We start from the raw sequence: 26,644 nt of genomic DNA, 5'->3' as shown, positions 1-26,644 counted from the left end.
CCAGGCTGATGAACCGGGGGTTGAAATCCGTTGCTCATGCTGTCCTCTCAATCAATGACCCGCGACCATGATCAGATGCTCGACGACCGGGCCGAGCGCGAGCGCCGGCACATACGTCAGCGCGCCGACCAGCACCACCGTGCCGAGCAGCAGCACGACGAACAGCGGGCCGTGCGTCGGCAAAGTTCCGGCGGTCGCGGAGATACGCTTCTTGGCCGCAAGCGACCCGGCGATCGCCAGCACCGGCACAATCGAGCCGAAGCGGCCGAACCACATGGCGATGGCCAGCGTGGAGTTATAAAACGGCGTATTCACCGACAAGCCGGCAAACGCACTGCCGTTGTTATTGGCCGCGGAACTGTATGCGTAGAGAACCTCGGAGAAGCCGTGCGGCCCCGGATTGGAGATACCCGCCGTGCCGGCGGCCGCCAGCACGCCGATCGACGCACCGACCAGCACGAGCAGCGGCGTCAGCAGCACGGCGATCGACACCATCTTCATCTCGTACGACTCGATTTTCTTGCCGATGTATTCCGGCGTTCGCCCGATCATCAACCCGGCCACGAACACCGCCAGCAATGCGAACACGAGCATGCCGTAGAGGCCCGAGCCGACACCGCCGAAGATCACCTCGCCGAGTTCGATCAGCAGCAGCGGCACGAAGCCGCCCATCGGCGTGAGCGAATCGTGCGTATTGAGGACCGCGCCGCACGAAGCCGCCGTGGTCGCGACCGTGAAGATGCCCGATTGCGCGATACCGAAGCGGGTTTCCTTGCCTTCCATGTTGCCGCCGGACTGCGTGACCGACGCGCTTTGGTCGACATGCAGCGTCGAATACAGCGGATTGCCGCTCTGCTCCGATGCGATCTCACCCCCGCAGGCCACCGCGAAAGCAATCGTCATCGCGGCAAGTACCGCATAGCCTTGACGCCGGTCGCCGACCATCCTGCCGAACACGAGGCACAACGCAGCCGGAATCAGCAGCATCGCGATCATCTGCACGAAGTTGGCGAACGGCGTCGGGTTCTCGTACGGGTGCGCGGAATTGCCGTTGAAAAAGCCGCCGCCGTTGGTGCCGAGCATCTTGATCGCTTCCTGCGACGCAACCGGACCCATCGCGATGGTCTGCTTGTCGGCCTTGTTGTCCACCATCACGGGATTGCCCTTCGCGTCCTTGACGGCGTTGCCCTGGGCATCGGTCTTCGGCGTCTGGTACGTCGTGGCCTGCAGTGTCGGCACGTCCTGGTACGATTCGAAGTTCTGAATCACGCCCTGACTGACGAAGACGAGCGCGATAACCGTCGCGAGCGGCGCGAGAATATACAGCGTGATACGCGTCAGATCGACCCAGAAGTTGCCGATCGTTGCTGTCGTGTGGCGTGCAAAACCGCGAATCAGGGCGACCACGACGGCAATACCCGTGGCGGCCGACAAGAAGTTTTGCACCGTCAGAGCCGCCATCTGCGTCAGGTAGCTGACGGTGGATTCCGGCGTGTAGTCCTGCCAGTTCGTGTTGGTCACGAAGCTGATCGCCGTGTTGAAGGCGGCGTCCGGCGTCATGGGGCCGAAGCCTTGCGGATTGACGGGCAGCCATTGCTGAATGCGCAAAAAAGCATAGACCGCGAACACGCCGAGCGTGTTGAACACCAGCACGGCTAGCGCGTAATACTTCCACGACATCTCAGCCTCGGGATCCACACCCGCCAGCTTGTACACCGCCGCTTCGAGCGGCCGTCCAATGCGGCGAACGACGACCGACGAACCGTCGAGCACCGCCGTCATGTAGCGGCTGAGCGGAATCGCGAGCGCGATCAGCACGACGATGAAAACGCCGGGCTGAAACAGGTTATTGAAGTTCATTCGAGTGCCTCCGCGCGCAGCAAAGCGTAGACGAGGTAGGCGAACAGAATCAGCGTCGAGGCCGCCGCAAGCCAGGTCATCCAGGTAGTCATGGACGGCCTCCCGGCGCGCGGCGAAGCTTGTCGCAGCCAACCACGAACGCGGCGACGAGGCCGCTGAATGCAACGATTGCAATGACGTAAAGCAGATCCATGGCGTGGCCTCCCGCATCGGACTTCCGCACCATCGAATTTAGGCAACTCCGCGTAAACACACTGTTAAGAGAGCGCGCAGATTCGTAAAAAACGTGGACTTGGTTTGGTGGGAAGGTTGTGCGTGGATGGCCAGATTGGACATCGCGAGGTTTGCGGTGGGCCCGCCTTTAAGGGCCGTCTCCGTTTATGAACGCGCCCCCTCGCGTTCGAGCCACGAACGGAACAGCGCGACCAGCTCATCCGCCGACTTCCCATCCGGAACGTAAGTGCAATAGCTTCGCGACGGCAGACGTGGGCCGGCAAATGGCGCGACGAGCCGGCCGGCCGCGAGATCGCCGGCGACCAGCGCGGTCGGTCCCATCGCGATGCCTATCCCGTCGATGGCCGCTTGCAACGTCAGATAGAAGTGGTCGAAAGTCAGCGCGGCAGCCGGCCTGAGGGCGGGAATCCGGGCGCTCGCCAGCCAGTCCGGCCAAACCCGCGGAAGACTCGACGTATGCAGCAACGTGTGCTGCCGCAAATCGTCCGGCGTTCGAAGCGGCAGTCGCTGCAACAGCGCCGGACTACAGACCGGGACTCGCTCCTCGGACAGGAAAGGCCGCATCGAGTAGCCATAGAACGTGTCCGGGCCGCCCCGCACGACGACGTCGTAGATTTCTCTCAGACTCTCCAACGACTCGTTCGACGTCTCCACCTTGACGTCCACGTCGGGATGCGCGGCGCGGAATGTCGCCAGTCTCGGCACCAGCCAGCGCAAGGTGAATGTCGCGGGCGCATTCACGGACAGTGTCCGGGAGACCGTTTCGGGGAAACCATATCTCGCCGTTGCCTGCGAGAGCTGCTCGAACAAAGGACCGATTTCCGCCAGGTAGGCCTTCGCCGCCGGCGTCAACGCGACGCGCCGGTTGTGCCGTTCGAACAACGATGCGCCGAGCCACTCTTCGAGCGCGCGCACGTGCTGGCTCACCGCACCGTGAGTCACGTGCAGTTCCGCGGCGGCTTCCTTGAAGCTGCCGAGACGGCCTGCGGCCTCGAAGGCGCGCAATGCATTGAGCGGAGGCAGGGTTCGCTTCATTCGCAAGAGTTTATCTAACGCGAATCCTCAATTTATCTGGTTTGTCGGGCTGCAACAAGATAGATATTCTTCTTACTGCGCTGCTGATTCAGCCGGCGCGCGGACCTGGAAGGCATTTTGTTGTCCGCCGACATCTCGCGCCCACAGGCGACGCTTGCACGCCAGGAGCGTGATCTCCCTCACTCTTTCCGGCCTTGAACCCGCATGCTCAGTTATACCGGCGGTCTCGTCCTCTTTGCCGCCCTGCTCCACGCAAGCTGGAACGCGATGCTGCACGGCAACCGCGACCGGTTCCTGTCCATGACGTGGATGAGCATCGCCATCGCGGCGGCCGCCACGCTCGTGGTCCTGTTCACGCCGTGGCCCGCCGACGCGGCCTGGCCGTACATCGCCGCATCGGGGCTCGTGCATATCGTCTACAACGTCAGCCTCGTGCGGGCTTATCGCCGCGGCGATCTGGCGCAGGCGTATCCGATCGCGCGCGGCTCGTCGCCATTGCTCGTCACGCTCGGCGCGGCGCTGTTCGCGCATGAGGCGATCGGCCCCCTGCACGCGCTCGGGATCGCGATGATATCGGGCGGCATCATCGCACTCGCGCTGCAGGGCGGCCGCGTGTCGCGCGCGGGTGCGGTGGCCGCGCTGGTGACCGGTGCGTCGATCGCGCTCTATACCGTGATCGACGGCATCGGCGTGCGTTTATCCGGTGGTCAGGTGCTCGCCTACACCGCGTGGATGTTCCTCTTCTATTGGCTGATGCCGGTGCTGTTCGTCGCGATGCGCGGACTCGCGGCGCTGTGGACACCGCTGCGGACGGAACCCGTCGCCGTCGGCTCGTCGCTCGCCGGCGGGCTGGTGTCGATCGCGGCGTATGGCATCGTGATCTGGGCGATGCAGTCGGGCGCGATGGGCGCGGTATCGGCGTTGCGAGAGACCAGCGTGGTATTCGCGGTGCTGATCGGGCGCGTGATTCTGCGGGAAGCGGTCGATGGAAGGCGCTGGCTCGCATGTGTGATCGTCGCGGGTGGGGCGGTTTGTCTGGGGCTTTGACCAGACAAGATCCCAATCCGCCCAAATCAGAGTGCAATTTCCCTTTCTTCGGAGTGCAAGCAAGCTTGCTGCCACGTCGGCGGATTCTCCCTACAGTCTGCCAACTGCGAAAGTCTTTTTTGTTCTACGCTATAGGTGCGGCCCGCAGCGCGTCCCGATGTCTGTCCCGCATCACGGCTATCAGGGAAAGCCTCCGACTCTGCTGCACCCCGTAGATGGTCCTCCAGCACGGTACGGTGCAACCGGCCGGAGGTGATCTCGAGCCAGTCCTATCGCCACTCAACACTCCGGCAGCCCGGCGGACCTCGCTCCGACCGCGGCACTCGAATCTTGGTGCACCCGACCTATGGAGACTAATGATGTCTATTCGATTAGGAGAAGACGCTCCCGATTTCACCGCGGAAACCACCGAAGGGACGATTCATTTTCACGAATGGATCGGCGACCATTGGGCGGTCCTGTTTTCGCACCCGAAGGATTTCACTCCCGTTTGCACCACGGAACTCGGCTACCTGGCGGGCCTCAAGCCAGAATTCGATAAGCGCAACACGAAGATTATCGGGCTCAGCGTCGACCCCGTCAGCGACCACACGGAGTGGATGAAGGATATCGCGGAGACGCAAGGCCACGAGGTCGGCTATCCGCTGATCGGCGATTCGGACCTGAAGGTCGCGAAGCTCTACGACATGATTCACCCCGAGGCGAGCGGCAGCGGCCCGCGCACCGCGGTCGACAATGCGACCGTACGCTCGGTGTTTCTCATCGGACCGGACAAGAAGGTCAAAGCCATGCTCGTCTATCCGATGAGCGCCGGCCGCAACTTCGACGAAGTGATGCGGCTGCTCGATGCGCTGCAACTCAACGCGAAACACACGGTGGCGACACCGGTGAACTGGAAACCGGGTGAGGACGTCATCATTCCAACATCCGTTTCCAACGATGCCGCAATGCAAAAATATCCGCAGGGTTTTAAAACCGTGAAGCCTTATCTGCGCTACGTTGCGCAACCGAAGTAAAGCGCTCATCGATGGGAGCGGCGAGTGCCGGGCAGTGCGAAGTCCGGCGCTCGATGTGAGTCCGGGTGCATCTATGCGCCCGGCCCTCTGAACGGGGCTGCGTCCAGTTCGACTGCCTGCGGGGCGGTTGGCGGCCGCACGGGCCGCCAACTTTAAGCGCTCGCAGGAGCGGGCCGCGGAGCGAAATCGTGTTGATCTTCCGGCAGCTATTCGATCAGCAATCGTCGACCTACACCTATCTTCTCGCCGATAGCACGACGCGCGAGGCGGTGCTGGTCGATCCGGTATTCGAACAGGTGCGCCGGGACGCCGCCCTGATCGAAGAACTCGGATTGCATCTGCTTTATACGATCGACACCCACGTCCACGCCGATCACGTGACCGGCGCATGGATGCTGAATCGCCGCATAGGCAGCAGGATTGCGATTTCGGCTGCGAGCGGCGCCGAAGGCGCGGACCGCTATCTGAGCCACGGCGACAAAGTCGAGTTCGGCGCGAGATACCTGACAATACGCGCGACACCGGGACATACGGATGGATGCATCACGCTCGTACTCGACAACGAGACCATGGCGTTCACCGGCGATTGTCTGTTGATCAGAGGCACTGGCCGCACGGATTTCCAGCGCGGTGACGCGCACACCATGTTTCGCGCGGTGCATGGTCAGATTTTCACGCTGCCCACCGCCTGCCTGCTTTACCCGGCCCACGACTATCGCGGTTTGACGGTCACGAGTGTGGGTGAGGAGCGGCGCTTCAATCCACGTCTTGGCGGTGAACTGTGTGAAGACGATTTCACCGGATACATGACGAACCTGCACCTGCCGCATCCGAAGCAAATCGACGTAGCGGTGCCCGCGAACCTGAAATGCGGTCTCGCGGCGAGCGTCCCGGCGCAGATGACGGAACCCGATTGGGCGCCGCTGACATGCAGCTTTGCGGGCATCTGGGAAATCAATGCGCAGTGGCTGGAGGAAAATCTGCGTGCTGTCGAGATCGTCGATGTGCGGGAACCCGACGAGTTCAATGGACCGTTGGGGCGCATTCCCGCAGCCAGGCTCATTTCCTTGGGCGAGCTCTCCGGGCGGGCCGCTGAACTCACGAAAGAACGCCCGATCGTAACGGTCTGCCGGGCCGGCGGACGCTCGGCCCAAGCGACGGTCATGCTGCGGCAGGCCGGATTCGAGCGGGTTGCCAATCTTGCCGGCGGTATGCTGCGCTGGCGTGCGGAAGGGCGCGTCGTTGAAAACGGCAGTGTGTGACGTGTTTTCGATGCATGACTTCAATGCCGGCAACGCGGCAGGCCGATGGCCTGCCGGGTCGCCCGTGGCTGCCCGGTGACGGGCGAGAAGGGCTGTCTATCGAGGCGTCGGCGCATCCTCGCGAATCAGTTCGCAGCGCTTCAATTCAGCCCAGAATTCCGCTGGGATGTCGGCCCGGAAAGTTTGCAGGTTGTCTTCGAGTTGCGCGACGCTGCGCACTCCCGGGATATTCGTCGGAATAGCCGGGTGACCGAGCACGAATTGCAGGGACGCCGCTTTGAGTGGCACCGAGAAGTCGCGGCACACCTGTTCGATCTTGCGCACACGCTCGAGAATCGCTTCCGGCGCGGGTGCATAGTTGTATTTCGCGCCAGGCACAGCGCCCGTGGCGAGAATGCCGCTGTTATAACCGCCGCCGAGAATCACCGACACCCGACGCTCCTCGCACAACGGCAGGAAGCCGTCGAGCGCGTCCTGCTCCAGCAACGTGTAGCGGCCGGCCAGCAACAGGCAGTCGAAGTCGTTGCGCCGAATCGCTTCGTGCGCGACCTGCCACTCGTTCACGCCCACACCCACGGCCTTGACAACGCCCTCATCGCGCAGCTTGAGCAGCGCCTTCGCCGCGCCGCTCATGGCGGCGTCGAACATCTGCGGCTGGCGCTCTCCGTGCGTGAACGCATCGATGTCGTGAATCAAAGCGATATCGATATGCTCCAGCGCCATGCGCTGCAGGCTGTCCTCGATCGAACGCATCACGCCGTCGTAGCTGTAGTCGAAACGCATGTCGAACGGCAAGCCGTCGACCCACGGCGTGAAGTCGATTTCAGCGCGCTTGCGCGGCTTGAGCAGACGCCCCACTTTGGTCGACAGCACGAACTGATCGCGCGGATACCAGCGCAGACCCTGCCCGCAGCGCGCTTCGCTCAAACCGTGGCCGTACATGGGCGCGGTGTCGAAGTAACGCACGCCCGCGTCCCACGCGGCTTTGATGAGCGCCGCCGAATCCTCTTCGCTGATCGGCCTGAAGATGTTGCCGATCGGTGCGGCGCCGAAACCCATCAGCGTCGTTTCGAGTCCCGAGCGCGGCCATTTACGCTTCGCTACCGGATCCATCGTTGTCTCCTGCCAAGGTGTTGAGCGGTTCGTTCCGGACCACTTCGACTTCGTCACGCAGATAGTTTAACGCTAGCGCGTGAGACGTCGCCGCCAGGCCGACGCCGACGGTCGCGATCCGGGTCTTGCGCATCCTGATCTGCGCGTGTGAAATGCTTTAAACCGATGCGGTCAGTTCTGGGACTGTGTCGAACAGATCGCCGACGAGGCCGTAATCGGCGACGCTGAAGATCGGCGCTTCTTCGTCCTTGTTGATCGCGACGATCACTTTGCTGTCCTTCATCCCGGCCAGATGCTGGATCGCGCCCGAGATGCCGACTGCGATGTACAACTGCGGCGCGACGATCTTGCCGGTCTGCCCGACCTGATAGTCGTTCGGTACGAAGCCCGCGTCGACGGCTGCGCGCGACGCGCCCAGCGCTGCGTTCAGCTTGTCCGCCAGCGGTTCTAGCACCTTCGTGTAGTTCTCGCCGTTGCCCAGACCCCGGCCACCCGAGACGATGATCTTCGCCGACGTCAGTTCCGGACGGTCCAGCTTCGTCACTTCACGGCTGACGAAGGACGAGATGCCGCTGTCGGCTGCCGCTTCGATCTTTTCCACCGATGCGCTGCCGCCTTCGGCTGCCACAGGGTCGAAACCGGTCGTGCGGACCGTGATGACCTTGATCGGGTCTTGGGACTGAACCGTTGCGATTGCGTTACCGGCGTAAATCGGACGCTCAAATGTATCCGGGCTATCCACTGCCGTGATGTCGCTGATCTGCGCAACGTCCAGCTTCGCTGCGATACGCGGCGTGATGTTCTTGCCGTAGGCGGTTGCCGGCGCGAGGATGTGCGTGTAGTCCTTCGCGATATTTACCACCGTTGCTTCGATGTTTTCCGCGAGACCCGCTTCGAGTTGCGGCGCGTCGGCCAGCAGCACTTTGCTAACGCCGGCAATCTTCGCCGCTGCATCGGCCGCGGCTTGCGCGTTGTGCCCTGCCACCAGCACGTGGATATCGCCACCAATCTTCTGCGCCGCTGCAATCGTGTTCAGCGTCGCGGCCTTGATCGATGCGTTGTCGTGTTCTGCAATTACCAGATTCGTCATTTCGTCCGTCTCCTTACAGCACCTTGGCTTCGGTCTTCAGCTTCTCGACCAGCGTCTTCACGTCCGGCACCTTCACACCGGCGGAGCGCTTCGGCGGTTCGACAACCTTCAGCGTCTTCAGGCGCGGCGTGACGTCGACACCGAGGTCTTCCGGCTTGACGACTTCCAGCGGCTTCTTCTTCGCCTTCATGATGTTCGGCAGCGTCACGTAGCGCGGCTCGTTCAGGCGCAAGTCCGTGGTGATGACTGCGGGGAGCTTCAAAGATAGCGTTTCAGCGCCGCCGTCCACTTCACGCGAAACGGTCGCCTTGCCGTCGGCAACAACAACCTTCGAGGCAAACGTCGCCTGCGGCAAACCAGCCAGCGCAGCCAGCATCTGGCCGGTCTGGTTCGAATCGTCGTCGATCGCCTGCTTGCCGAGAATGACCAGCTGCGGCTGTTCCTTGTCGACCAGCGCCTTCAGCAGCTTCGCGACAGCCAACGGCTGCAGTTCCACTGAAGACTCGATCAGAATCGCGCGATCCGCGCCGATCGCCAGCGCCGTGCGCAGCGTTTCCTGCGATTGCGTCACGCCCGCCGACACGGCGATCACTTCCGTCGCCACGCCCGCTTCTTTCAACCGCACCGCTTCTTCAACCGCAATCTCATCGAACGGATTCATCGACATCTTCACGTTCGCGATATCCACACCCGTGCCGTCCGACTTCACGCGAACCTTCACGTTGTAGTCCACCACTCTCTTAACCGCCACCAGAACTTTCATCTAAACCCACTCCATCACAGTCCAAAGACTTCCACACCGAACGCATGACGCGCTCACTTGATGATCAGCACCTTCGAGCGATCGAACGCCACCGTCACCGCGACGATCAGAATCACGCCGAACACGATCTGCTGCGCAAACACGCTGATCCCGACAAACGTCATGCCGACCCGCGCGACCGACACCAGCAGCGCGCCGATCAGCGTGCGGCCGATGCCACCCGCGCCGCCCGTCAACGCGGTCCCGCCGACGATGACAGCGGCGATCGCCGGCAGCAGGAACTGGTCGGCGAGCGTCGGTGATCCGCTGCCCAGCCGCCCTGCCATGATGACGCCCGCAAGCCCGGCAAACAGCGACGACGTCGCGAACACGAGGCAACGCGTCACCGGCACGCGCACGCCTGATGCGATCGCGGCCGGTTCGCCCGCGCCGATGGCATCGACGCGCCGCCCGAACACCGTCGAACGATGCAGGAACACGCAGAGCAGAAAGACCACCAGCGCGAGCATGATTTCATGCGGAATACCGAACGACGAACCCGTCGTCCATCCGAGCGATGCGTTGCGCATCTCGTCGCTGATGCCGATCGAGCGCGTACCAGAAAGCGTCAGCGCTGCGGCCGACGCGATCCCGCCGACCGCCAGCGTCGCGATGAACGACGGAATGCGCAGCACGGTTTGAATCACGCCGCTCAGAAGACCAATCCCGAACGACGCGGCCAGCGCCACCACCGCTGCCAGCGCGCCATAACGCGGCAACAGCATCGCCACGATCACGCTGGAAAGCGAAGCCACCGCCTGTAACGACAGATCGATACTGCCCAGCAACACGACAAAGGTCGTGCCGGCCGCCATGATGAACAGCGTCGAGCTGTCCGCGAGCAGCCCGAGTTGCGTGGACGGCGCGAGGAAAGTGGGTTGCGCGATCTCGATCAGCAGATACAGCGCGATGAGCGCGATGAACGGCGCGTTGTCGCCGAGCCGTGCCTTCAATGATGCATTCATTTGTGCCATGTTGCCCTCACACCATGTGTTCGACGACGTCGATCTGCGACGGCTTGTGGCCGACTTCGCACGCGAGAATCTTCTGTGCGCGGCCGTCGCGCATCACCATCACGCGATGACTCAGCCCGAGAATTTCTTCGAGCGTGTCGCCGGTCAGCACGACCGCTACACCTTCGGCCGTCAGCTCGCGAATCAGTTGATAGACCTCTTCTTTCGCGCCCACGTCGAGACCGCGCGTCGGATGATCCAGCACGAGAATCCGGCTGCCCGCAAAGCGCCATTTCGCCAGCACGACTTTCTGCTGATTGCCGCCCGACAGATTGCGGCACGACGCGGTGGGGCCAGGCGTCTTGATGTGCAAACGCTCGATCCATTCATTGGCGATCGCGCGCTCGCTTCGCTTGTTGACCACGCCGCTGCGGCTCACCGCGGCGAGGCGCGGCAGCGTCAGATTCTCGGCCACGCTCATCTGCGTGACGAGTCCCTCGACCTTGCGTTCGCGCGGCACGTAGCCGATGCCGAGCGAGACCGCATGCGTGGCCTGTCCCCGCAAGCGGGTTCCGCCGACCAGCACTTCGCCCGCGTCGAGCGACTCCAGCCCCGCAATTACGCGGCACAATTCCTCGCGCCCCGACCCGACCACGCCGGCCACCCCGAACACTTCGCCGCAATGCACGTCGAACGACACGCCTTTCAGCGTATGCCCGAGCGACGCGTTACGCACCGACAGCGCGACTTCGCCACGGCACGGCTTCTGCAAATTCTCGCGGTAGTACTGGCCGTCCATCGTGCGGCCGACCATCAGTTCGTGCAGTTGTCCGACCGACGCATCCGCCGACGCCATGCCGGCCACCACCTTGCCGTCCTTCATCACATAGACGCGGTCGCTCAGCGACAACAGTTCGTCGAGCCGGTGCGAGACGAACACGAACGACGCGCGCGCCTTCAGTTCACGCACGAGGCGAAACAGGATCTCGATCTCCGCCGCTTCGAGCACCGACGTCGGCTCGTCGAGCAGAATGACCGGCATGCCGTCGGTGCGGCTCGCGAGCGACAGCGCCTTGGCGAGTTCGACCATCTGCCGCTGCCCGAAGGTCAGGTCTTCGCATAACGTCAGCGGATCGATATCCAGGTGCACGGTGGCCAGCTCGGCGACTGCAGCGCGCTTGAGCTTTGCCCAGTTGACCCGGCCGAGCGTGAGAAACGGCTCCTCGCGGCCGAGAAACAGGTTTTCAGCCACCGTCAGATTCGGCAGGATCGACTGTTCCTGATAGACCATCGCGATGCCCTTCGAGGTGGCATCACGCGGGTTTTTGATAACGAGCGGTTTGCCGTCGCGCAGAATCTCACCGGAATCCTGACGGTAGCCACCCGTCAGCAATTTCATCAGCGTCGACTTACCCGCGCCGTTTTCGCCGATCAACCCGACGATCTCGTTCGGCCGGATTTCGATCGACACGTCGTTGAGCGCCAGCACGCCGGGGAAACGCTTGGTGACGTTCTTGAGTGTGAGCATCGTGGTGTCTCCCTATCCGTTACTTGACGATGCGGCGGCGCGAGCGATTCAACGCCAGCGTCACGGCAACGATGATCAGCACGCCCTGAATGCCCTGCTGCACATACGGCGGCACGCCGAGCAACACCATGCCGTTGGCGAGCACGACCACCACCAGCGTACCGATCAACGTGTTGAGCGGACCGCCATTGCCGCCCGCGAGCGACGTGCCGCCCACCACGATCGCGGTGATCGCAACGAACAACTGGCCGTTGGCGATCATCGCGTGACCCTGCCCGTATTGCGCGACCGCGAGAATGCCGGCCACGCCGTAGAACGCACCGGCGAGCGCGAACACCGCGATGCGCACGCGCGAGATCCGTACGCCGCTCAGCCGCGCCAGGTCCTCGCCGCCGCCGATCGCGAGCGTATGGCGGCCCAGAATCGTATGGCGGTGCACGAACCACGCGAGCCCGAGCGCCAGCACGCCGATCCAGACCGACAGCGGCAGGCCGAAGTAGCGCGTGATCGAAATCGAACGCAACGCCGTGTCGCTCACGCGGATCGTATTGCCCGACAGCACCGCGGTGCCGATGCCGGTCGCCACGAAGCCGACCGCGAGCGTGGTGATGAACGACGGAATGCGCAGAAACACGTGCAGTACGCCGTTGGCCAGACCCAGCACCACGCCCGCCGCGACGCCGATGGCCAGCACCCACAGGCCGAAGTGATTGTCGTTGTACGAGTTCTCGACCAGCATCGACACGGCGATCGCCGCCACCGCGACAATCCCCTCCGCCGACAGATCGATGCTGCCGAGCTGGATCACGAACGTGCCGCCGAGCGCGATCGTCAGCGGGATCACGGCGGCAATCGCGATCCGCGACAGGTTCATCGGGTCGAAAAAGTCATGGTTGAGCGCGCCGATGCACAGGCCCAGCGCCACCAACACCAGCAACGGCGAGTAACGCCGCAGCAGTGCGCGCACGGCTGCGGGGCCGTGCGCGGACGCGGAAGATCGAGCGGCCTGCACGGCGTGCCGGGAAGAAGTCGCGGTGAGCTTGTTCATCGATACACCACTGGCCCGGCAACGCGGGCATAAAGGTTGTTCCATTCCGCCTTCGGTGAGGCGGCGCGCGCGATCACGTCCTGAACGTTGGTCTTCGTGACAAACGTCGCGGTGCAAAACGATTCACGGCGGTCCTTTGCGAGCGTCGCCAGGTCGACTTTCTTGTCCTTCGCCTGGAGCCCCATCGAGAGACCGATGCCGCCGAGCCAGTACGGGTCCCAATCGACCGATGCGATCAGCTCGCCGGTCTTGATCGCAACGAGTCCCGGCTGCGTGCCGTCCATGCCGGTCACCGGAATCTGGCCGGCCAGACCTTCGGCGCGCAACGCCTCGATCGCACCGAGCGCCATGTCGTCGTTCGCGGCCCACACGCCTTTGATCTTCGAATTGAAGCGCGTCATCCAGGCCTGCATGATCGGAAACGCCTTCTGCGAATTCCAGTCGGCGACCTGAAAGTCGAGTAACTGGATGCCGGGGAACTTCTTCAAGGCTGCATCGAGACCGGCCTTGCGCTCGATCGCCGGCACGTTGCTGAAGATGCCGCCGAGCGCGACCACGCCGCCCTTGCCGCCCATCGACTTGAAAAGCTGCGTGGCCGTTTCCTCGCCATACGCGACGCCGTCGTAAGAAAGATGCGCCACGTAGTTCGGATTGAAGTCCCACGGGTGCAGGTCCTTCGGCTTGTTCCAGATCGTCGTGACATACGCGCCGGCCTTCGAGCAGGCTTCGACGATCACGCGGGCGTCGGCGGAATCGTTCGGGTCGACGTTGAGCACGAGATTGCCGCCGGTCTTCTGCAGCAACGCGCGGATATCCGCGATGCCTTTCTCGGAACTGCCCTCGGTCGTGAGCGGCACATACGGCAAACCGACGCTCTTCGCGAAGCTTTGCGCGCCCTTGTTGAACGCCGTGTAGTACGGGTTGGTCAGCGAACGGAACGAGCAGGCGAGCGTGGTCTGCCCCGCGCCGAACGAGAGGCCCGACATGCCGCCACCCGCGACGGCGAATGCCGCGCCCGCGCCGAGCTTGATGAAGTCGCGGCGTGATACGCCTGCGCGTTGATCCTGTCTGTTCATGATGTCTCCTCCGAGCAAAAGAACCCTCTCTTCAGGGCCGTGTATAAATAACCGGATATTTACCCCATGGAAGAGATACGCAATCATTCCGCGTACCCTTCCTCAGTCCTGCTTGCGCAACTCCGGCATCAAACCGCGGCCGCAGCGGACTCGCGCGTCGCGCGTCCGGAAGTGCCCGCGAGCGCGCCCCGCATGGGCACGGGTTGCGCTACCAGCCCGCGAATCAGATCGGCGGCCTTTTCCGCGATCATCAACGTGGGCGCATTCGTGTTCGAGCTGACGATGCGCGGCATCACCGACGAGTCCGCGACTCGCAAACCCTCGATGCCACGCACGCGCAATTGCGGATCGACAACCGACAGCTCGTCCACGCCCATCTTGCAGGTGCCGACCGGGTGATAGCCCGTGCGTCCGTACTGCTGCGCGTAGGTTTCGTATTCGGCCTGCGTGCGGACCTTGCCACCCGGAAAATGCTCGCTCCGGATGTACTTGCGCAGCGCGTTCTGACTCATGATTTCGCGGCTCTGCCGAATGCCGTCGACGGCGACCTTCAGGTCGTACGGATCGCGAATATAGGCTGGATCGATCAGCGGCGCATCAGCGGGATCGGCGCTGTGCAACGTCACGCTGCCGCGGCTGCGCGGACGCAGGAAGTACGAGTTGAGCGTGCAACCCGAACCGGACGGCACCGGCGGCACACCGGCCTCGACCCCGGCACCGGGCAGGAAATGGAATTGCAGATCGGGCGTCGGCACACTGCTGTCCGAGTACCAGAACGCGCCGCCTTCGGCGATATTCGACGTCACCGGTCCCTTGTTGAACAGTTTGTACTCGAGTCCGGCGAGCAACATCATGTGCTTTTTCGCGTACTTGTCGAGACTATAGGGGCCGTTGAGTTCGTAGACGATGTCGATGTCGAAGTGGTCCTGCAGATTCTGTCCGACGCCGTTCAGCGCATGCACGGGCTTCACGCCGACGCGCTCCAGATCTTCTGCGCGGCCGATCCCGGAGAGCATCAACAGTTTCGGCGAGCCGATCGCACCGGCGGTCACGATCACCTCGCGTTCGGCGCGCGCAACCGTCACGTTCGCGCGCTCGCCGCGCGGCGCGAATTCGACACCGACCGCGCGGCCGTTCTCGATCACGACGCGCGACACGAGGCAGTCCGTGCGAACCGTGAGATTGGGCCGCGAGCGCGCATCACGCAGATAACCCACCGCCGCGCTGCAGCGTTTGCCATTGCGCTGCGTGACCTGATACACGCCCACGCCTTCCTGCTGCGCGCCGTTGAAATCGCTGTTGTACGGCATGCCGGCTTCCTGGCCCGCGAGCACGAACGCCTTGGTCAGTTCGTTGACGCTGATGAGATCGGACACGCCGAGCGGGCCGCCCACGCCGTGATATTCGTTGCACAGGCGCTCGTTGTCTTCCATGCGGCGCAGGTACGGCAGCACGCCGTCGCGAAAGCCCCAGCCGATGCAGCCGTCGCGTTCCCAGCCGTCGTAGTCGGCGGGCTGGCCGCGCGTGTAGACCATCGCATTGATCGAGCCGCCGCCGCCGAGCACGCGACCTTGCGCGAACGGAATCTGGCGGCGCTGTGTTTCCGCTGCCGCCGTCGTGCGATAACCCCAGGTCAGCGGACCGCCCGTCATCTTGAAGAAGCCGACGGGCATATGGATATACGGATCGGTATCGGCGGGCCCGGCTTCGAGCAACAAAACACGGTTGCCGGCGTCCTCGCTCAGACGCGCTGCCAGCGCACAACCCGCCGCGCCGCCACCTACGATCACATAGTCATACATTGCTGTCTCCGATACGGTTTTCTACGATCACACGCTGCGCGTGATCCGGATGTTGCGTGCGGCTCTTCACGGCCGCTCGATCAATTCAACGGGTGTTACGCGATCCAGCGCGGCCGCTTGCCGAGTTGGACATGCACCGACTTCTGCTCCGTGTATTCCTCCACGCCATAACGGCCCGTTTCGCGGCCGATGCCCGACTGCTTGACGCCGCCGATCGGCATTTCGGGGCCGCCGGTAATCGTGCAATTCACCCAGATACGGCCCGCCTGAACCTCGCGGAAGCTGCTGATCGCACCTTGCAGGTCGCGCGTCCAGATGCTGGCGGCGAGGCCATATGGCACGCCGTTCGCCAACTGGATCGCCTCTTCGAATGTATCGAACGGCGTGACCGACAACACCGGTCCGAAGATCTCTTCTTGCGCCAGTGCGCTTTGCGGCTCCACGTTGCGGAACAAGGTCGGTTGGATGAAGAAACGCTCACCGTCGCTGGTCGCCTCACCGCCGTGAACCAGTTGTGCGCCGTCACGCCGGCCCGCGTCGATGAAGCCGCGAATCTTCTCGAACTGACGTGCTTCCACGATCGCGCCGACATGGTTCGATGCATCGAGCGGATCGCCCACGCGCACTTTTTCGAACACGGCTTTCACGCGCGCGACGAGTTCCTCTTCCACCGAACGATGCACGACGAGCCGGCTGCCTGATACGCAGCACTGTCCCGCGTTAAAGCAGATGCCGAACGCAATGGCGTCGGCGGCATCGTCGAGATCGGCGTCCGCGAAAACGATTTGCGGATTCTTGCCGCCGAGTTCCAGCCCGACCTTCTTCATGTTGCCGCCGGCCGCAGTGAGCACGGAGCGGCCAACCGGCGTCGAGCCGGTGAACGACACCATGTCGACGTCCATATGCTCGGCGAGCGCCTGGCCGACCACCGGGCCGAGCCCCGTCACCACGTTCACGACGCCGTCCGGCAAGCCGGCTTCGCTCAGCAGTGCGGCGAGCTTCAGCGTGGTGGTCGAGGTGAGTTCAGCAGGTTTGACGACAGCCGTGCAACCCGCGGCGAGTACGAACGGCAGACGCTCGGAAAGAATGAAGAACGGAAAATTCCATGGCGTGACGATGCCGACGACACCAATCGGTTGACGCACCGTCAAGCCGAACAGATCAGCGCCCAGCGTGTCGTGCGAATCGCCGTGCACGACGCGTGCGAGACCGGCCGCATATTCCCAGATGCCTGCCGCCGCATTGATCTCGCCGCGCGATTGGCCGATCGGCTTGCCGCTTTCCAGCGTTTCCAGATACGCCAGCGTTTCGACGTTGTCGCGGATCAGACGCGCGGTTTTCAGCAGCACGGTGGCGCGCTGCTCGCCCGACAGGCGCGACCAGCGGCCGTCGTCGAACGCGCGGCGCGCGCTGGCGACCGCTGCGTTCAGATCGTCGACAGAGGCACGCACCGTGGCCGTGACCGGCACGCCGTGGCCCGGGCTCTTGCGCTCGACGAACTCGCCGGTGCTGCCCGCGTAGTCCTTGCCGTCGATGAACATCGGCGTGCGCAGCGGCTCCGCCGGAAGACGAAGCGTTGCTGCGAGTTCATTCAGATTGCTCATTCCTGTCTCCAGAGTTTGCATTCACGCGGGCGCTGAAACGCGCGCCGCGCGCGAGGTAAACCGCTTCGGCAAGACAATGCTTCTGGCATTTTTGGCGCCCATTCTGCACCATCCAGTTACTTCCTCGCAATGCCTTTTTGGTCTATAGTCGCTGACACGACACCAGATCGACCGACACCGTTCCCTCACACTTTTTTCCTGCGACCAGCCAACATGACTCTTGCGAGCACGCCCCCGGGCCGGGCATCGAAAACGGCCCAAGCCGGCGCCGCGCAACCGCCGCGGCAACGCGACCCCGAAGTCACCCGGGCACGCATTCTCGAAGCCGCCAAGAAGGAGTTCGCCAAACTCGGCCTCGCCGGCGCTCGCGTCGAAGCCATTGCCACGCGCGCCAAGGCCAACAAGCGGATGATCTATCACTACTTCGGCAGCAAGGAGGAGTTGTTTCAGGCTGTGCTCGAAGATGCCTACGCCGACATCCGCTCCGCCGAACTGAAGCTGAACCTCGACCACCTCTCGCCCGAAGACGCGATCGTCGCGCTCACCACGCACACGTGGAACTACTACCTGAAGAACCCTGAGTTCATGACGCTCGTGAACAGCGAGAATCTTCACAAGGCACGCCACGTGAAGAAGTCCGAACGGTTCAAGGAACTGCATCATGGTTTCATCTCGATGCTGCAACGCATAATCGATCGGGGCGTCGAAGCGGGCGTATTTCGCGCGGGCGTCGATGCAAGGCAACTGCACATCACCATGGCGGCGGTCGGCTACTACTACCTGACCAATCGCTTCACGAGCGGTGTGATCTTCGACATCGACTTCATGAGCAAAGAGGCTTTGAAAAACCGTCTCGACTTCAATATCGAAACCGTTCTGCGCCTGCTGCGCCCCTGATCGCCGTGACGGCTGAAGCGCCCGGATACGGCGCTTCACGTCACCGCGAGCGGCGTCAGGCCACTCTGGCATGTGCTTCACGCGCTTCATTTTTTCCTCGCGCCAACAGTGCGTCGTCGACGAGCGGACGGAACGCCATACGCGCCAACACATCACGCTCGACATCGACACCTTCCGCCACTTCGATCAAACGCACGCCATTCTCTTCGAGACGGAACACGGCGCGCTCCGTCACGTACAACACTTCCTGCTTCGCGATACGCGCCTGCTCGCCGCTAAACGTAATGTGCTGCACGCGTTCGACGAGCTTCGGCACACTGCCCGGCGCCACGATCTTCACGCCCGCGCCAGCCTGTTCGACCTGCAACCCCTTCGCTTCGAAACTGCCGCAAAACACGATCTTTCGCGCGCCCTGAGTGATGTCGATGAAACCACCCGGCCCCACCACCGTCGCACCAAGCTTCGACACGTTGATGTTGCCTTCGCCATCCATTTCGCCCATGCCGAGGAACGTGATGTCCACGCCGCCGCCGCTATAGAAATCGAACTGGTCGACGCTCGAAAGGATCGCCTCCGCGTTGCGGGCGGTGCCGAACATCGGGCCGTCGAGCATCGCGCCGTTGTGAATGCCCTGCTCGACCGAACCCCAGAAAGTGCCGAGCCGACCGTGTTGCGCGAGCACGCCGGGAATGCCGCCCGGAATGCCGAAACCGAAATTCGCCGACTGTCCCTCATGCAATTCCTGCGCGGCACGCGCTGCGATGATGTAGCGGATGCCCGTGGGAATTTCGTAGAAACCGTCGTCGATCGGGCTCAGTGATTCGCCGCTCAGCGCCGGGTCGTAATCGGCGACCACGCATTGCACCTGCTCCCGCGTCTCGACGAGCGTATCGACGAGAATCCCCGGAATACGTACAAGACGCGCCGGCACATAGCCCTGCGTGGTGCGCTGCTTGACCTGCACGATCACGCGGCCACCGCTGTTATGAGCGGCAAGCGCCGCGGCGTATGTGTCGAGATCGGCAGGCTCGCGGCGCAGCGTGACGTTGCCGCTCGCATCAGCAGACGAACCGCGCACGATCGCGAAGTCCACCTTGAACGGCTTGTAGCGCAGGTATTCGCGCCCATCCAGTTCGATCAGTTCGACCAGGTCTTCACTGGCGCGCGCGTTGATCTTGCCGCCATCGATACGCGGATCGACAAACGTACGCAAGCCGACATGCGTGACCAGCCCCGGCCGCCCCGCGCCGATTTCGCGCAGCAACGTGGAAATCGCACCGGCGGGAAAGCTATAGGCCTCGAACGCGTTGTCTTGTGCCATCTGCTGCATGGCCGGCGACCAGCTCCAATGTCCGCCGATCACGCGCCGCACCATGCCGGCGTGTGCAAACCGTGAGAGCCCGCTGCTCTTGCCGTCGCCGATACCGAGCGCGTGAACCACCGTCAGGTCACGCGGATGTCCCGTCCGAAGAAAGCGCTGTTCGAGCGCCGCGAGCACGGCGTCCGGCTCGAGCAGACCGCCGCCGGAACCGGCCAGCGCAATGGTCGCACCGTCGAAAATTTGCCCGGCCGCCTCGGCGGCATCCATCCACTTATCCAAACCATCCTCCACTCAGATCGGCCTCAAACCTCGTTGACAGCAGCGATTCGTTGGTCTTAAATAACGAACCAGTTGGTTACTTGTTGCCAATGTTGGCACAGGGAATCATGTAATTCAAGTAGCGATGCGCGAGGCTCGGGTTTACCTGAACGAGCCCGATCAGACGCAAAAACAGGTACCGATCATTACGATGGAGACAGCATGAAACTCTCAGACACGCATCAGCAGATTCGCGAAACCACGCGCCGTTTCGCGCAGGAAGTGATTCGTCCGATCACGGAAGAACTGGATCGCGACGAGCGCTTTCCCGCCGAGATCTACGCGCAGATGGGCGAACTGGGCCTGTTCGGCATTACCGTTCCGGAGGCGTTCGGCGGCGCGGGGCTCGATGTCACGGCGTATGCGCTGGTGATGGAGGAACTGTCGCGCGGTTACGCGTCGGTGGCGGATCAGTGCGGCCTGCTCGAACTGGTCGGCACGCTGCTTTCGGTGCACGGCACCGACGCGCAGCGCGCGAAATACATGGAGCCGTTGCTGCGCGCGACGCTGCGTCCCGCGTATTGCATCACTGAAGCGGACGCCGGCACCGACGTGTCGGGCATCCGCACGACAGCGGTCCGCACGCCCGATGGCTGGGAGCTCAGCGGCGCGAAACTGTGGATTCACAACGCGCCGGTCGCAGACGTCGCGTTCGTGCTCGCGCGCACCGACCCTGCCGCGGGCCGGCGCGGCATGAGTATTTTCATCGTGGACTGCGCGCTCGCCGGTGTGTCGAAAGGCGCGAAGGAACACAAGATGGGCCAGCGCGCGTCGCAAGTCGGCGAACTGCATTTCGATCGCGTGAAGCTGCCGCAAGACGCGCTGCTCGGCCAGGAAGGCCGCGGCTTTCACATCATGATGAGCGTGCTCGACAAGGGCCGCGTGGGCATTGCGGCACTGGCGGTCGGCATCGCGCAGGCGGGCCTCGAAGCGGCGCTCGACTACGCTCAGACGCGCAAGCAGTTCGGCAGCCACATCGCCGAATTCCAGGGCATTCAGTGGATGCTGGCCGACATGGCGACCGACATTCAGGCCGCGCGGCTACTCGTGCACGATGCGGCGGAACGGCTCGAAGCGGGCGAACGCGCGAGCATTGCGTGTTCGATGGCGAAGTGTTTCGCGGGCGACACCGCCGTCAAGCACAGCGCGAACGCCGTGCAGATTTTCGGCGGCAGCGGCTACATTCGCGGCTATGAAGTCGAGCGTCTGTATCGCGACGCGAAGATCACGCAGATTTACGAAGGTACCAACCAGATTCAACGCACCATCGTCGCGCGCGATCTGATCGCCAATGGAGCCACGTTATGAGTGCGCGTCCCATTGCTCTTGTCACAGGCAGCCGGCGTGGCATCGGCCGGGCGATCGCCGTCGAACTCGGGCGCGCGGGTTTCGATGTGGCGTTGACCGATGCGGTGGCGTCGCAAGAACTCGACGACGCCGTGCGCGAAGTTGAACAAACCGGCGCGCGCGCGATCGCGGTCATCTCCGATCTCGCCGACATCGACTCGCATCCCGCCACGTTAAACGAGATCGAAGCAGCGCTCGACGGCCAGATCGATTGCCTCGTGAACAACGCGGGCGTCTCGGTGATGTCGCGCGGCGATCTGCTCGACGTGACGCCGGAAAGTTTCGACCGCTGTATCGCCGTGAATACGCGGGGCACGTTCTTCCTCACGCAGGCCTTCGCGAAACACTGCCTCGCGCGCTCCGGCGGCGCCGTCGCGCCACATCCGTCTGTGATCACGATCACGTCGTCGAACGCGATCGCGGCGTCGCCGTTGCGTGGCGAATACTGCGTGTCCAAAGCCGGACTTTCAATGGCGAACACGTTGTTTTCGCTGCGCCTCGCCGAACACGGCATCAGCGTGTACGAAGTGCAACCCGGCCTGATCGAAACCGAAATGACGGCGCCGTCCCGCGCGCGCTACGACACGCAGATCGAGCAAGGGCTCACCGCGATTAAGCGCTGGGGCACGCCGCAGGAAGTGGCGACCACCGTGCGCACGCTTGCAACGGGCGGCCTTCCCTATAGCGTCGGCCAGGCGATCCGTATCGACGGCGGCCTGCTCGTCACCAAATATTGAGTTGCATATGAACCTTACAATCAAACTTCCGGCCGCGTCCGGCACGATGGAAACGTATCGCGTGGAAGGTGTGCCGCTCGAAGTACGGCCGCCCGAACGCGAATTCAACCGCATCGCGTATTCCGCCGCCCACGTGGTGGCCGATCCGCTGCGCGCGGGCGAACTGAACGCCGCGCCCGCCATCGACTGGGATCGCACGATCGCTTACCGGCGCTATCTGTTGCAGCAAGGGCTCGGCATCGCGGAAGCGATGGACACCGCGCAACGCGGCATGGGCTTGCCGTGGAGCACGGCGCTCGAACTGATCACGCGCAGCATCGAAGGCACGCGCGACATTGCGGGCGCGGCGATCGCGTCGGGTTGCGGCACGGACCATATCGCGCCCGCTTCGGTCATGAACTGTGATCAGGTGATCCGCGCGTATGCGGAGCAACTTGAGGCGGTGCAGCGCGTGGGCGGCCGGGTGATCCTGATGGCGAGCCGCGCGCTCGCGCGGGTCGCGCGTACGCCGGACGATTATCGGCGCGTGTATCGCGAAGTGCTCGCCATGTGCGATCAACCGGTGATCCTGCACTGGCTCGGCGATATGTTCGACCCCGAATTCGCGGGCTACTGGGGCGCAAATGAATTTGCCGACGCAGCGCAGGTGTGTCTCGACATCATCGGGACGAGTGCTTCAAAAGTCGACGGCATCAAGATCTCGCTGCTCGATGAGCAGAAGGAAATCGCATTCCGTCAGCGCCTGCCGCACGGCGTGAAAATGTACACCGGCGACGACTTCAACTATCCCGCGCTGATCGCCGGCGACGGCACACATTTTTCGCACGCGTTGCTAGGCATCTTCGACGCGATTGCGCCGGCCGCGTCGCAGGCGTTATCCGCTCTCGCCGCCAACGATCACGCCAGCTTCAACGCGTTGCTCGCGCCGACCGTGCCGCTCTCGCGCCACATCTTTCGCGCGCCGACGCAGTACTACAAGACGGGCGTGGTGTTCCTCGCGTACCTGAACGGCTTCCAGGACCACTTCTTCATGCCCGGCGGCCACCACGGCATGCGTCCGCCCGCCTATCTCGCCGACGTCTTCCGTCTCGCCGATCAGGCCCGCTTGCTGCGCGATCCCGCGGATGCCGTCGCGCGCATTCGCCGCGTCATGGCGCCCCTCGGCTGCGGAGACTGACGATGAGCCGCCCAACCGGTGCTGTGCGGCACATGGTGTTCTGCCGGTTTCGCGCCGACGTCACGCCGACGCGGCGGCTCGCGTTCTTCGAGCAGATCCGGCGGCTCACCGAAGTGCCCGGCATTGTCTTCACGAACTTTCAGTGCGGACCCAATGTGTCGCCGGAAGGCTACGGCATGAACTTCGCCGACGGCTTCATGATGGACTTCGAGAGCCGCGCGGCCTGCTTTGCGTATCTTGCGCACCCGACGCATCAGGCGATCGGCGCGCGTCTGCTCGAAGCACTCGATGGCGGCGCGCAAGGCCTGCTCGTGTTCGATATCGATCTGGAAACTTATGAGAAACCTTCAGGGAAGACTCGACCTGTGCTCCATCAATACCGCCACGCTGGGGCATCGGGAGCCGCTCAGTCGCACGATTGACCGCATCGCCCGAGCCGGTTTCGGCGGGATTGCACCGTGGCGTCGCGAAGTCGACGAAGCCGACGTCGTGCAGATCGCGAGACAGATCAAGGCGCTCGATCTCACGGTAACGGGCTATTGCCGCTCGACTTACTTGCCGGCGACGACATCGGCGGAATTCGCGGCGAACGTCGAAGCCAACCGCGCTGCGTTGCGTGACGCGGCCACCCTCGGCGCGCGTTGTTTCGTGATGGTGGTCGGTGGACTGCCCGCAGGCGGTCGGGATCTGACTGGCGCGCGAAACCAGGTTACGGAGGGCATTGCGATGCTGCTGGAAACCGCTCGCGATTGCGGTGTGCCGCTTGCGCTCGAACCGCTGCATCCGGTGTACGCAGCCGACCGTGCCGTGCTCAACACCATCGCGCAGGCATTGGAAATTTGCGAGCGCGTGGATAATGATCGCAGCGCAATGATCGGCGTCGCCGTGGATGTCTATCACTGCTGGTGGGACCCCGCGCTGACGGCGTCAATCGAGGCAGCGGGCCGCGCCGGGCGACTTCTTGCGTATCACGTGTGTGACTGGCTGCGCGAAACGCGCGACGTGTTGCTCGATCGAGGCATGATGGGCGACGGCGTGATCGACCTGCCCGCCGTTCGGCAAACCATTGAACGAGCCGGCTACGAGGGGCTGATCGAAGTCGAAATTTTTTCCGCGCAAGACTGGTGGCGGCGTGATCCGGAAGAAGTTCTGGCAATCTGTGCCGAACGTCTGCAGAGCGTCTGCTGACAGCGCAACGCGGAACCGCATCAACAATAAAGGAAAGACAATGACAGACAGAGTCCGTTGGGGCGTATTAGGCGCCGCAAAGATTGCGAACAACTTCGTGGTGCCGGCCCTGCAGCGATCGCGCAATGGCCGGGTGACCACCGTGGCCAGCCGCGATCACGCCCGCGCGCAGGCTTTCGCGACGAAGCATGATATCGCCCATGTATCGTCCAGCTATGAGGAAGTGATCGCGAGCCCGGACGTGGATGCGATCTATATTCCGCTGCCGACGGCAAGCCACTTCGAATGGTGCAAGAAGGCATTGCTCGGCGGCAAGCACGTGTTGTGCGAGAAGCCGATTGCCATGAGTGCGGCCGAGGTGCAGGAACTGATCGCGTTGCGCGATCAAACGGGCCTTGTATGCGGCGAAGCGTTCATGGTGGCGCATCATCCGCAGTGGACCTTTGTGCGCGACAGCCTTGCACAAGGCTTGATCGGCGAGCTCAAGCTGGTTGAAGGCTCATTTACCTACTTCAATGACGACCCCGACGCGCTCAAGAACAACTTCGCACTCGGCGGCGGCGGCGTGCGAGACATCGGCGTATATCCGGTCGTCACTACGCGTCTTGCCACCGGCCTGGAACCGGATCGCGTCCAGAGCGAAGTCGTATTGGACCCGCGTTTCGGCACCGACCGGTTCGCCCGTTGCGTCGCGGATTTTCCGGGGTTCACGCTGAGCTTCTATTGCGGCACACAAATGGCGCGCCGCCAGCACATGATCTTTCATGGCACCAAAGGATGGCTGAGCGTCGACGCGCCGTTCAATCCGGGAAGCTATGGCCCTGCGCAAGTCCGCCATCGTTCAAATGAAACAGGCAATGAACACTTGCAGGAATTCAGCGATGTAGACCAGTATCAGGCGATGGTCGAGGACTTCTCGGACACGGTCATTGGCCGCAAAACCGGACTCGCATTTTCTCTCGAGAGTTCGCTTGCCAATCAGCGCGTCATCGATCAGATACTTCGCTGACGATTAGAACGTCAGGCGGCCAGATCGTCGGATGAACCGCCAATCACGCCGCCACATCAAACGAAATCCTAGAACAACGTGCGAATACCGACGCGCACCGCCGTCGACGATTGGCCGGTACTCACATACTCGCCGTTTGCAAACACCGGCGCCGCGCCACCGCCGAGAAACACCGGCGCCGCGCCGCCTGACGCACGCAGATACGTTGCACTCGTGTAGACGTCGGTGCGCTTGGACAACGCATAGTCGAGCAGCACCGTCACGTTCTGCCACTTCTGCCCTTCGAGTTTGCTGTACCAGTAGCCGCCCATCAGCGTGGTGGCGGGCGTTAGCTGGAATACTTCGTTGGCCTCGTAAGTGGTCATGGAGCCGCTGTCGTCGCGAACGCGGAAATGCACATCGGTGAACAGGAGACGAGTAAGGCTACGGCCGAAGCGGTAACTGCCGCCAATGCCGAAGCTGCTGACGCTATTCGCAATCACCGGGCCGGCGGGCAAATCGGGAAACAGCGTGGTGCCAGCCTGCGTCGGCGCATTCACACCGAGGTCATGCGTGTCCGTGTAAGCCGCGCCGAGGTTCAGCGGCCCATTCGAATAACGCAGTCCAAAGGCGATCACACGGCCAGTGCCCGCGGGAACGGATTGCGACGGAAACGCGTACAACGCGCCCGCGGAAAATCCGCCGTAGTTCGGCGACGTGTACTTGAGCGCGTTGTTGATATGCAGCGTGCCGGCCAGGTGATCAAAGTCGCCCGGATGCCAGGCATATTGCCCCGCGACCTGGCCCATCGCGAACTGCGTAAGGTTGTCCCAGAAGAAGTCATATTGCTTTCCGAGCGTGAACGTGCCGTATTTCGGCGCGCTCAGGCCCAACCAGGCCTGGCGGCTGAACAGAACACCGGATTGGACCATCGTGCCCGAATAGAGATTAAAACCGTTCTCCAAAACGAAAACGACCTTCGTGCCGCCGCCGATATCTTCCACGCCGCGCAATCCCCAGCGATTGGACTGAATCGAGCCGTCGTTCGCGACAAACGTGCCGTGGCCGTTAAGATTGCTGAAGTACGTCAGCCCGGCATCGATAATGCCGTACAACGTGATACTGCTTTGCGCATGCGCGACGTGGCTGCTCAATGCCAGCGCTGCGGCCGTGCTCAAGCTCAAGGCAAACTTTTTCATTG

25 protein-coding genes are annotated in these 26,644 nt (G+C 63.0%); 10 read left to right on the top strand and 15 right to left on the bottom strand.

The window, feature by feature from the left end:
• Positions 1-51 precede the first annotated feature (51 nt).
• The 3 genes from kdpA to gcvA form a co-directional block, all read right to left on the bottom strand.
• A complete protein-coding gene (gene kdpA / locus ACQKRQ_RS01090; protein WP_132378577.1) occupies positions 52-1,860 on the bottom strand; it encodes a potassium-transporting ATPase subunit KdpA in 1,809 nt (602 codons plus the stop codon).
• A complete protein-coding gene (gene kdpF / locus ACQKRQ_RS01085; RefSeq protein ID WP_028193906.1) occupies positions 1,857-1,952 on the bottom strand; it encodes a K(+)-transporting ATPase subunit F in 96 nt (31 codons plus the stop codon). Before kdpF ends, kdpA begins: the two co-directional genes overlap by 4 nt.
• Positions 1,953-2,238: 286 nt before the next feature.
• Positions 2,239-3,129, bottom strand: a complete 891-nt coding sequence (gene gcvA, locus ACQKRQ_RS01080) for a transcriptional regulator GcvA (RefSeq protein WP_132378578.1) — start codon at positions 3,127-3,129, stop codon at positions 2,239-2,241.
• Positions 3,130-3,333: 204 nt separating this feature from the next.
• Here gcvA and ACQKRQ_RS01075 point away from each other — a divergent pair, with 204 nt between their 5' ends.
• From ACQKRQ_RS01075 to ACQKRQ_RS01065, 3 genes are all read left to right on the top strand, one after another.
• Positions 3,334-4,176, top strand: coding sequence for a DMT family transporter (locus ACQKRQ_RS01075; protein ID WP_132378580.1), 843 nt, complete (start codon positions 3,334-3,336; stop codon positions 4,174-4,176).
• A 359-nt stretch (positions 4,177-4,535) separates the two neighbouring features.
• Positions 4,536-5,192, top strand: coding sequence for a peroxiredoxin (locus ACQKRQ_RS01070; protein ID WP_132378581.1), 657 nt, complete (start codon positions 4,536-4,538; stop codon positions 5,190-5,192).
• 191 nt (positions 5,193-5,383) lie between these two features.
• On the top strand, positions 5,384-6,454 hold the full coding sequence (locus ACQKRQ_RS01065; protein ID WP_132379461.1) for a rhodanese-like domain-containing protein: 1,071 nt from the start codon (positions 5,384-5,386) through the stop codon (positions 6,452-6,454).
• A gap of 96 nt (positions 6,455-6,550) precedes the next feature.
• Here ACQKRQ_RS01065 and ACQKRQ_RS01060 read toward each other — a convergent pair whose 3' ends face one another.
• The 10 genes from ACQKRQ_RS01060 to ACQKRQ_RS01015 all read right to left on the bottom strand — a co-directional run bounded on the left by ACQKRQ_RS01060 (position 6,551) and on the right by ACQKRQ_RS01015 (position 17,470).
• On the bottom strand, positions 6,551-7,567 hold the full coding sequence (locus ACQKRQ_RS01060) for an aldo/keto reductase (RefSeq protein WP_427474723.1): 1,017 nt from the start codon (positions 7,565-7,567) through the stop codon (positions 6,551-6,553).
• On the bottom strand, positions 7,545-7,700 hold the full coding sequence (locus ACQKRQ_RS01055; RefSeq protein ID WP_427474722.1) for a hypothetical protein: 156 nt from the start codon (positions 7,698-7,700) through the stop codon (positions 7,545-7,547). Before ACQKRQ_RS01055 ends, ACQKRQ_RS01060 begins: the two co-directional genes overlap by 23 nt.
• A 24-nt stretch (positions 7,701-7,724) precedes the next feature.
• Positions 7,725-8,657 (bottom strand): electron transfer flavoprotein subunit alpha/FixB family protein, encoded by a 933-nt coding sequence (locus ACQKRQ_RS01050; protein WP_427474721.1) that lies wholly within the window; start codon positions 8,655-8,657, stop codon positions 7,725-7,727.
• A gap of 13 nt (positions 8,658-8,670) precedes the next feature.
• Positions 8,671-9,420 (bottom strand): electron transfer flavoprotein subunit beta/FixA family protein, encoded by a 750-nt coding sequence (locus ACQKRQ_RS01045; RefSeq protein ID WP_427474720.1) that lies wholly within the window; start codon positions 9,418-9,420, stop codon positions 8,671-8,673.
• A gap of 53 nt (positions 9,421-9,473) precedes the next feature.
• On the bottom strand, positions 9,474-10,433 hold the full coding sequence (locus ACQKRQ_RS01040; protein WP_342960446.1) for an ABC transporter permease: 960 nt from the start codon (positions 10,431-10,433) through the stop codon (positions 9,474-9,476).
• Positions 10,434-10,440: 7 nt separating this feature from the next.
• On the bottom strand, positions 10,441-11,940 hold the full coding sequence (locus ACQKRQ_RS01035; protein ID WP_427474719.1) for a sugar ABC transporter ATP-binding protein: 1,500 nt from the start codon (positions 11,938-11,940) through the stop codon (positions 10,441-10,443).
• Between the two features lie 19 nt (positions 11,941-11,959).
• A complete protein-coding gene (locus tag ACQKRQ_RS01030) occupies positions 11,960-12,988 on the bottom strand; it encodes an ABC transporter permease (protein WP_427474718.1) in 1,029 nt (342 codons plus the stop codon).
• Entirely contained in the window at positions 12,985-14,064 is a 1,080-nt protein-coding gene (locus ACQKRQ_RS01025) for a sugar ABC transporter substrate-binding protein (RefSeq protein WP_408245952.1), read from the bottom strand. Before ACQKRQ_RS01025 ends, ACQKRQ_RS01030 begins: the two co-directional genes overlap by 4 nt.
• Positions 14,065-14,192: 128 nt before the next feature.
• Complete coding sequence (locus tag ACQKRQ_RS01020; RefSeq protein ID WP_427474717.1) at positions 14,193-15,866, bottom strand: GMC family oxidoreductase; 1,674 nt, start codon at positions 15,864-15,866, stop codon at positions 14,193-14,195.
• Between the two features lie 95 nt (positions 15,867-15,961).
• Positions 15,962-17,470 carry an aldehyde dehydrogenase family protein gene (locus ACQKRQ_RS01015; RefSeq protein WP_427474716.1) on the bottom strand — a complete coding sequence of 503 codons (1,509 nt, stop codon included), beginning with the start codon at positions 17,468-17,470 and terminating at the stop codon, positions 15,962-15,964.
• A gap of 213 nt (positions 17,471-17,683) precedes the next feature.
• Here ACQKRQ_RS01015 and ACQKRQ_RS01010 point away from each other — a divergent pair, with 213 nt between their 5' ends.
• Positions 17,684-18,367: a TetR/AcrR family transcriptional regulator gene (locus tag ACQKRQ_RS01010; protein WP_132378592.1), complete on the top strand. Its 684-nt coding sequence runs from the start codon at positions 17,684-17,686 to the stop codon at positions 18,365-18,367.
• Between the two features lie 55 nt (positions 18,368-18,422).
• Here the strand turns inward: ACQKRQ_RS01010 and ACQKRQ_RS01005 are convergent, their stop codons facing one another.
• Positions 18,423-19,955 carry an acyl CoA:acetate/3-ketoacid CoA transferase gene (locus ACQKRQ_RS01005; protein ID WP_427476033.1) on the bottom strand — a complete coding sequence of 511 codons (1,533 nt, stop codon included), beginning with the start codon at positions 19,953-19,955 and terminating at the stop codon, positions 18,423-18,425.
• Positions 19,956-20,168: 213 nt separating this feature from the next.
• Here ACQKRQ_RS01005 and ACQKRQ_RS01000 point away from each other — a divergent pair, with 213 nt between their 5' ends.
• The 6 genes from ACQKRQ_RS01000 to ACQKRQ_RS00975 are packed head-to-tail and all read left to right on the top strand — an operon-like array spanning position 20,169 to position 25,464.
• A complete protein-coding gene (locus ACQKRQ_RS01000) occupies positions 20,169-21,314 on the top strand; it encodes an acyl-CoA dehydrogenase family protein (protein ID WP_427474715.1) in 1,146 nt (381 codons plus the stop codon).
• Positions 21,311-22,090 (top strand): 3-ketoacyl-ACP reductase, encoded by a 780-nt coding sequence (locus ACQKRQ_RS00995; protein WP_427474714.1) that lies wholly within the window; start codon positions 21,311-21,313, stop codon positions 22,088-22,090. Before ACQKRQ_RS01000 ends, ACQKRQ_RS00995 begins: the two co-directional genes overlap by 4 nt.
• 7 nt (positions 22,091-22,097) lie before the next feature.
• The gene (locus tag ACQKRQ_RS00990; RefSeq protein ID WP_427474713.1) at positions 22,098-23,267 is read left to right on the top strand and encodes a dihydrodipicolinate synthase family protein; all 1,170 of its coding nucleotides are present in this window, start codon (positions 22,098-22,100) and stop codon (positions 23,265-23,267) included.
• Between the two features lie 2 nt (positions 23,268-23,269).
• Complete coding sequence (locus ACQKRQ_RS00985; RefSeq protein ID WP_427474712.1) at positions 23,270-23,689, top strand: Dabb family protein; 420 nt, start codon at positions 23,270-23,272, stop codon at positions 23,687-23,689.
• Positions 23,604-24,455: a sugar phosphate isomerase/epimerase family protein gene (locus tag ACQKRQ_RS00980; protein WP_427474711.1), complete on the top strand. Its 852-nt coding sequence runs from the start codon at positions 23,604-23,606 to the stop codon at positions 24,453-24,455. Before ACQKRQ_RS00985 ends, ACQKRQ_RS00980 begins: the two co-directional genes overlap by 86 nt.
• A 40-nt stretch (positions 24,456-24,495) precedes the next feature.
• Positions 24,496-25,464, top strand: a complete 969-nt coding sequence (locus ACQKRQ_RS00975; RefSeq protein ID WP_427474710.1) for a Gfo/Idh/MocA family protein — start codon at positions 24,496-24,498, stop codon at positions 25,462-25,464.
• A gap of 68 nt (positions 25,465-25,532) precedes the next feature.
• On the opposite strand, the gene ACQKRQ_RS00970 is transcribed toward ACQKRQ_RS00975, so the two are convergent.
• Positions 25,533-26,642 carry a porin gene (locus ACQKRQ_RS00970; RefSeq protein ID WP_427474709.1) on the bottom strand — a complete coding sequence of 370 codons (1,110 nt, stop codon included), beginning with the start codon at positions 26,640-26,642 and terminating at the stop codon, positions 25,533-25,535.
• Between the last annotated feature and the right edge of the window lie 2 nt (positions 26,643-26,644).

It is taken from the genome of Paraburkholderia sp. NPDC080076 (assembly GCF_050281145.1).
GTDB lineage: Bacteria > Pseudomonadota > Gammaproteobacteria > Burkholderiales > Burkholderiaceae > Paraburkholderia.
The sequence above is the reverse complement of the archived record's forward strand: the minus strand, read 5'-3'. Positions and strand labels throughout refer to the sequence as shown.

Bases quoted from the DNA above. Each gene is read 5' to 3' on its own strand.
- kdpA (WP_132378577.1), bottom strand. From the start codon at position 1,860: ATGAACTTCAATAACCTGTTTCAGCCCGGCGTTTTCATCGTCGTGCTG.
- kdpF (WP_028193906.1), bottom strand. From the start codon at position 1,952: ATGACTACCTGGATGACCTGGCTTGCGGCGGCCTCGACGCTGATTCTG.
- gcvA (WP_132378578.1), bottom strand. From the start codon at position 3,129: ATGAAGCGAACCCTGCCTCCGCTCAATGCATTGCGCGCCTTCGAGGCC.
- ACQKRQ_RS01075 (WP_132378580.1), top strand. From the start codon at position 3,334: ATGCTCAGTTATACCGGCGGTCTCGTCCTCTTTGCCGCCCTGCTCCAC.
- ACQKRQ_RS01070 (WP_132378581.1), top strand. From the start codon at position 4,536: ATGTCTATTCGATTAGGAGAAGACGCTCCCGATTTCACCGCGGAAACC.
- ACQKRQ_RS01060 (WP_427474723.1), bottom strand. From the start codon at position 7,567: ATGGATCCGGTAGCGAAGCGTAAATGGCCGCGCTCGGGACTCGAAACG.
- ACQKRQ_RS01055 (WP_427474722.1), bottom strand. From the start codon at position 7,700: ATGCGCAAGACCCGGATCGCGACCGTCGGCGTCGGCCTGGCGGCGACG.
- ACQKRQ_RS01050 (WP_427474721.1), bottom strand. From the start codon at position 8,657: ATGACGAATCTGGTAATTGCAGAACACGACAACGCATCGATCAAGGCC.
- ACQKRQ_RS01045 (WP_427474720.1), bottom strand. From the start codon at position 9,420: ATGAAAGTTCTGGTGGCGGTTAAGAGAGTGGTGGACTACAACGTGAAG.
- ACQKRQ_RS01040 (WP_342960446.1), bottom strand. From the start codon at position 10,433: ATGGCACAAATGAATGCATCATTGAAGGCACGGCTCGGCGACAACGCG.
- ACQKRQ_RS01035 (WP_427474719.1), bottom strand. From the start codon at position 11,940: ATGCTCACACTCAAGAACGTCACCAAGCGTTTCCCCGGCGTGCTGGCG.
- ACQKRQ_RS01030 (WP_427474718.1), bottom strand. From the start codon at position 12,988: ATGAACAAGCTCACCGCGACTTCTTCCCGGCACGCCGTGCAGGCCGCT.
- ACQKRQ_RS01025 (WP_408245952.1), bottom strand. From the start codon at position 14,064: ATGAACAGACAGGATCAACGCGCAGGCGTATCACGCCGCGACTTCATC.
- ACQKRQ_RS01020 (WP_427474717.1), bottom strand. From the start codon at position 15,866: ATGTATGACTATGTGATCGTAGGTGGCGGCGCGGCGGGTTGTGCGCTG.
- ACQKRQ_RS01015 (WP_427474716.1), bottom strand. From the start codon at position 17,470: ATGAGCAATCTGAATGAACTCGCAGCAACGCTTCGTCTTCCGGCGGAG.
- ACQKRQ_RS01010 (WP_132378592.1), top strand. From the start codon at position 17,684: ATGACTCTTGCGAGCACGCCCCCGGGCCGGGCATCGAAAACGGCCCAA.
- ACQKRQ_RS01005 (WP_427476033.1), bottom strand. From the start codon at position 19,955: ATGGATGCCGCCGAGGCGGCCGGGCAAATTTTCGACGGTGCGACCATT.
- ACQKRQ_RS01000 (WP_427474715.1), top strand. From the start codon at position 20,169: ATGAAACTCTCAGACACGCATCAGCAGATTCGCGAAACCACGCGCCGT.
- ACQKRQ_RS00995 (WP_427474714.1), top strand. From the start codon at position 21,311: ATGAGTGCGCGTCCCATTGCTCTTGTCACAGGCAGCCGGCGTGGCATC.
- ACQKRQ_RS00990 (WP_427474713.1), top strand. From the start codon at position 22,098: ATGAACCTTACAATCAAACTTCCGGCCGCGTCCGGCACGATGGAAACG.
- ACQKRQ_RS00985 (WP_427474712.1), top strand. From the start codon at position 23,270: ATGAGCCGCCCAACCGGTGCTGTGCGGCACATGGTGTTCTGCCGGTTT.
- ACQKRQ_RS00980 (WP_427474711.1), top strand. From the start codon at position 23,604: ATGAGAAACCTTCAGGGAAGACTCGACCTGTGCTCCATCAATACCGCC.
- ACQKRQ_RS00975 (WP_427474710.1), top strand. From the start codon at position 24,496: ATGACAGACAGAGTCCGTTGGGGCGTATTAGGCGCCGCAAAGATTGCG.
- ACQKRQ_RS00970 (WP_427474709.1), bottom strand. From the start codon at position 26,642: ATGAAAAAGTTTGCCTTGAGCTTGAGCACGGCCGCAGCGCTGGCATTG.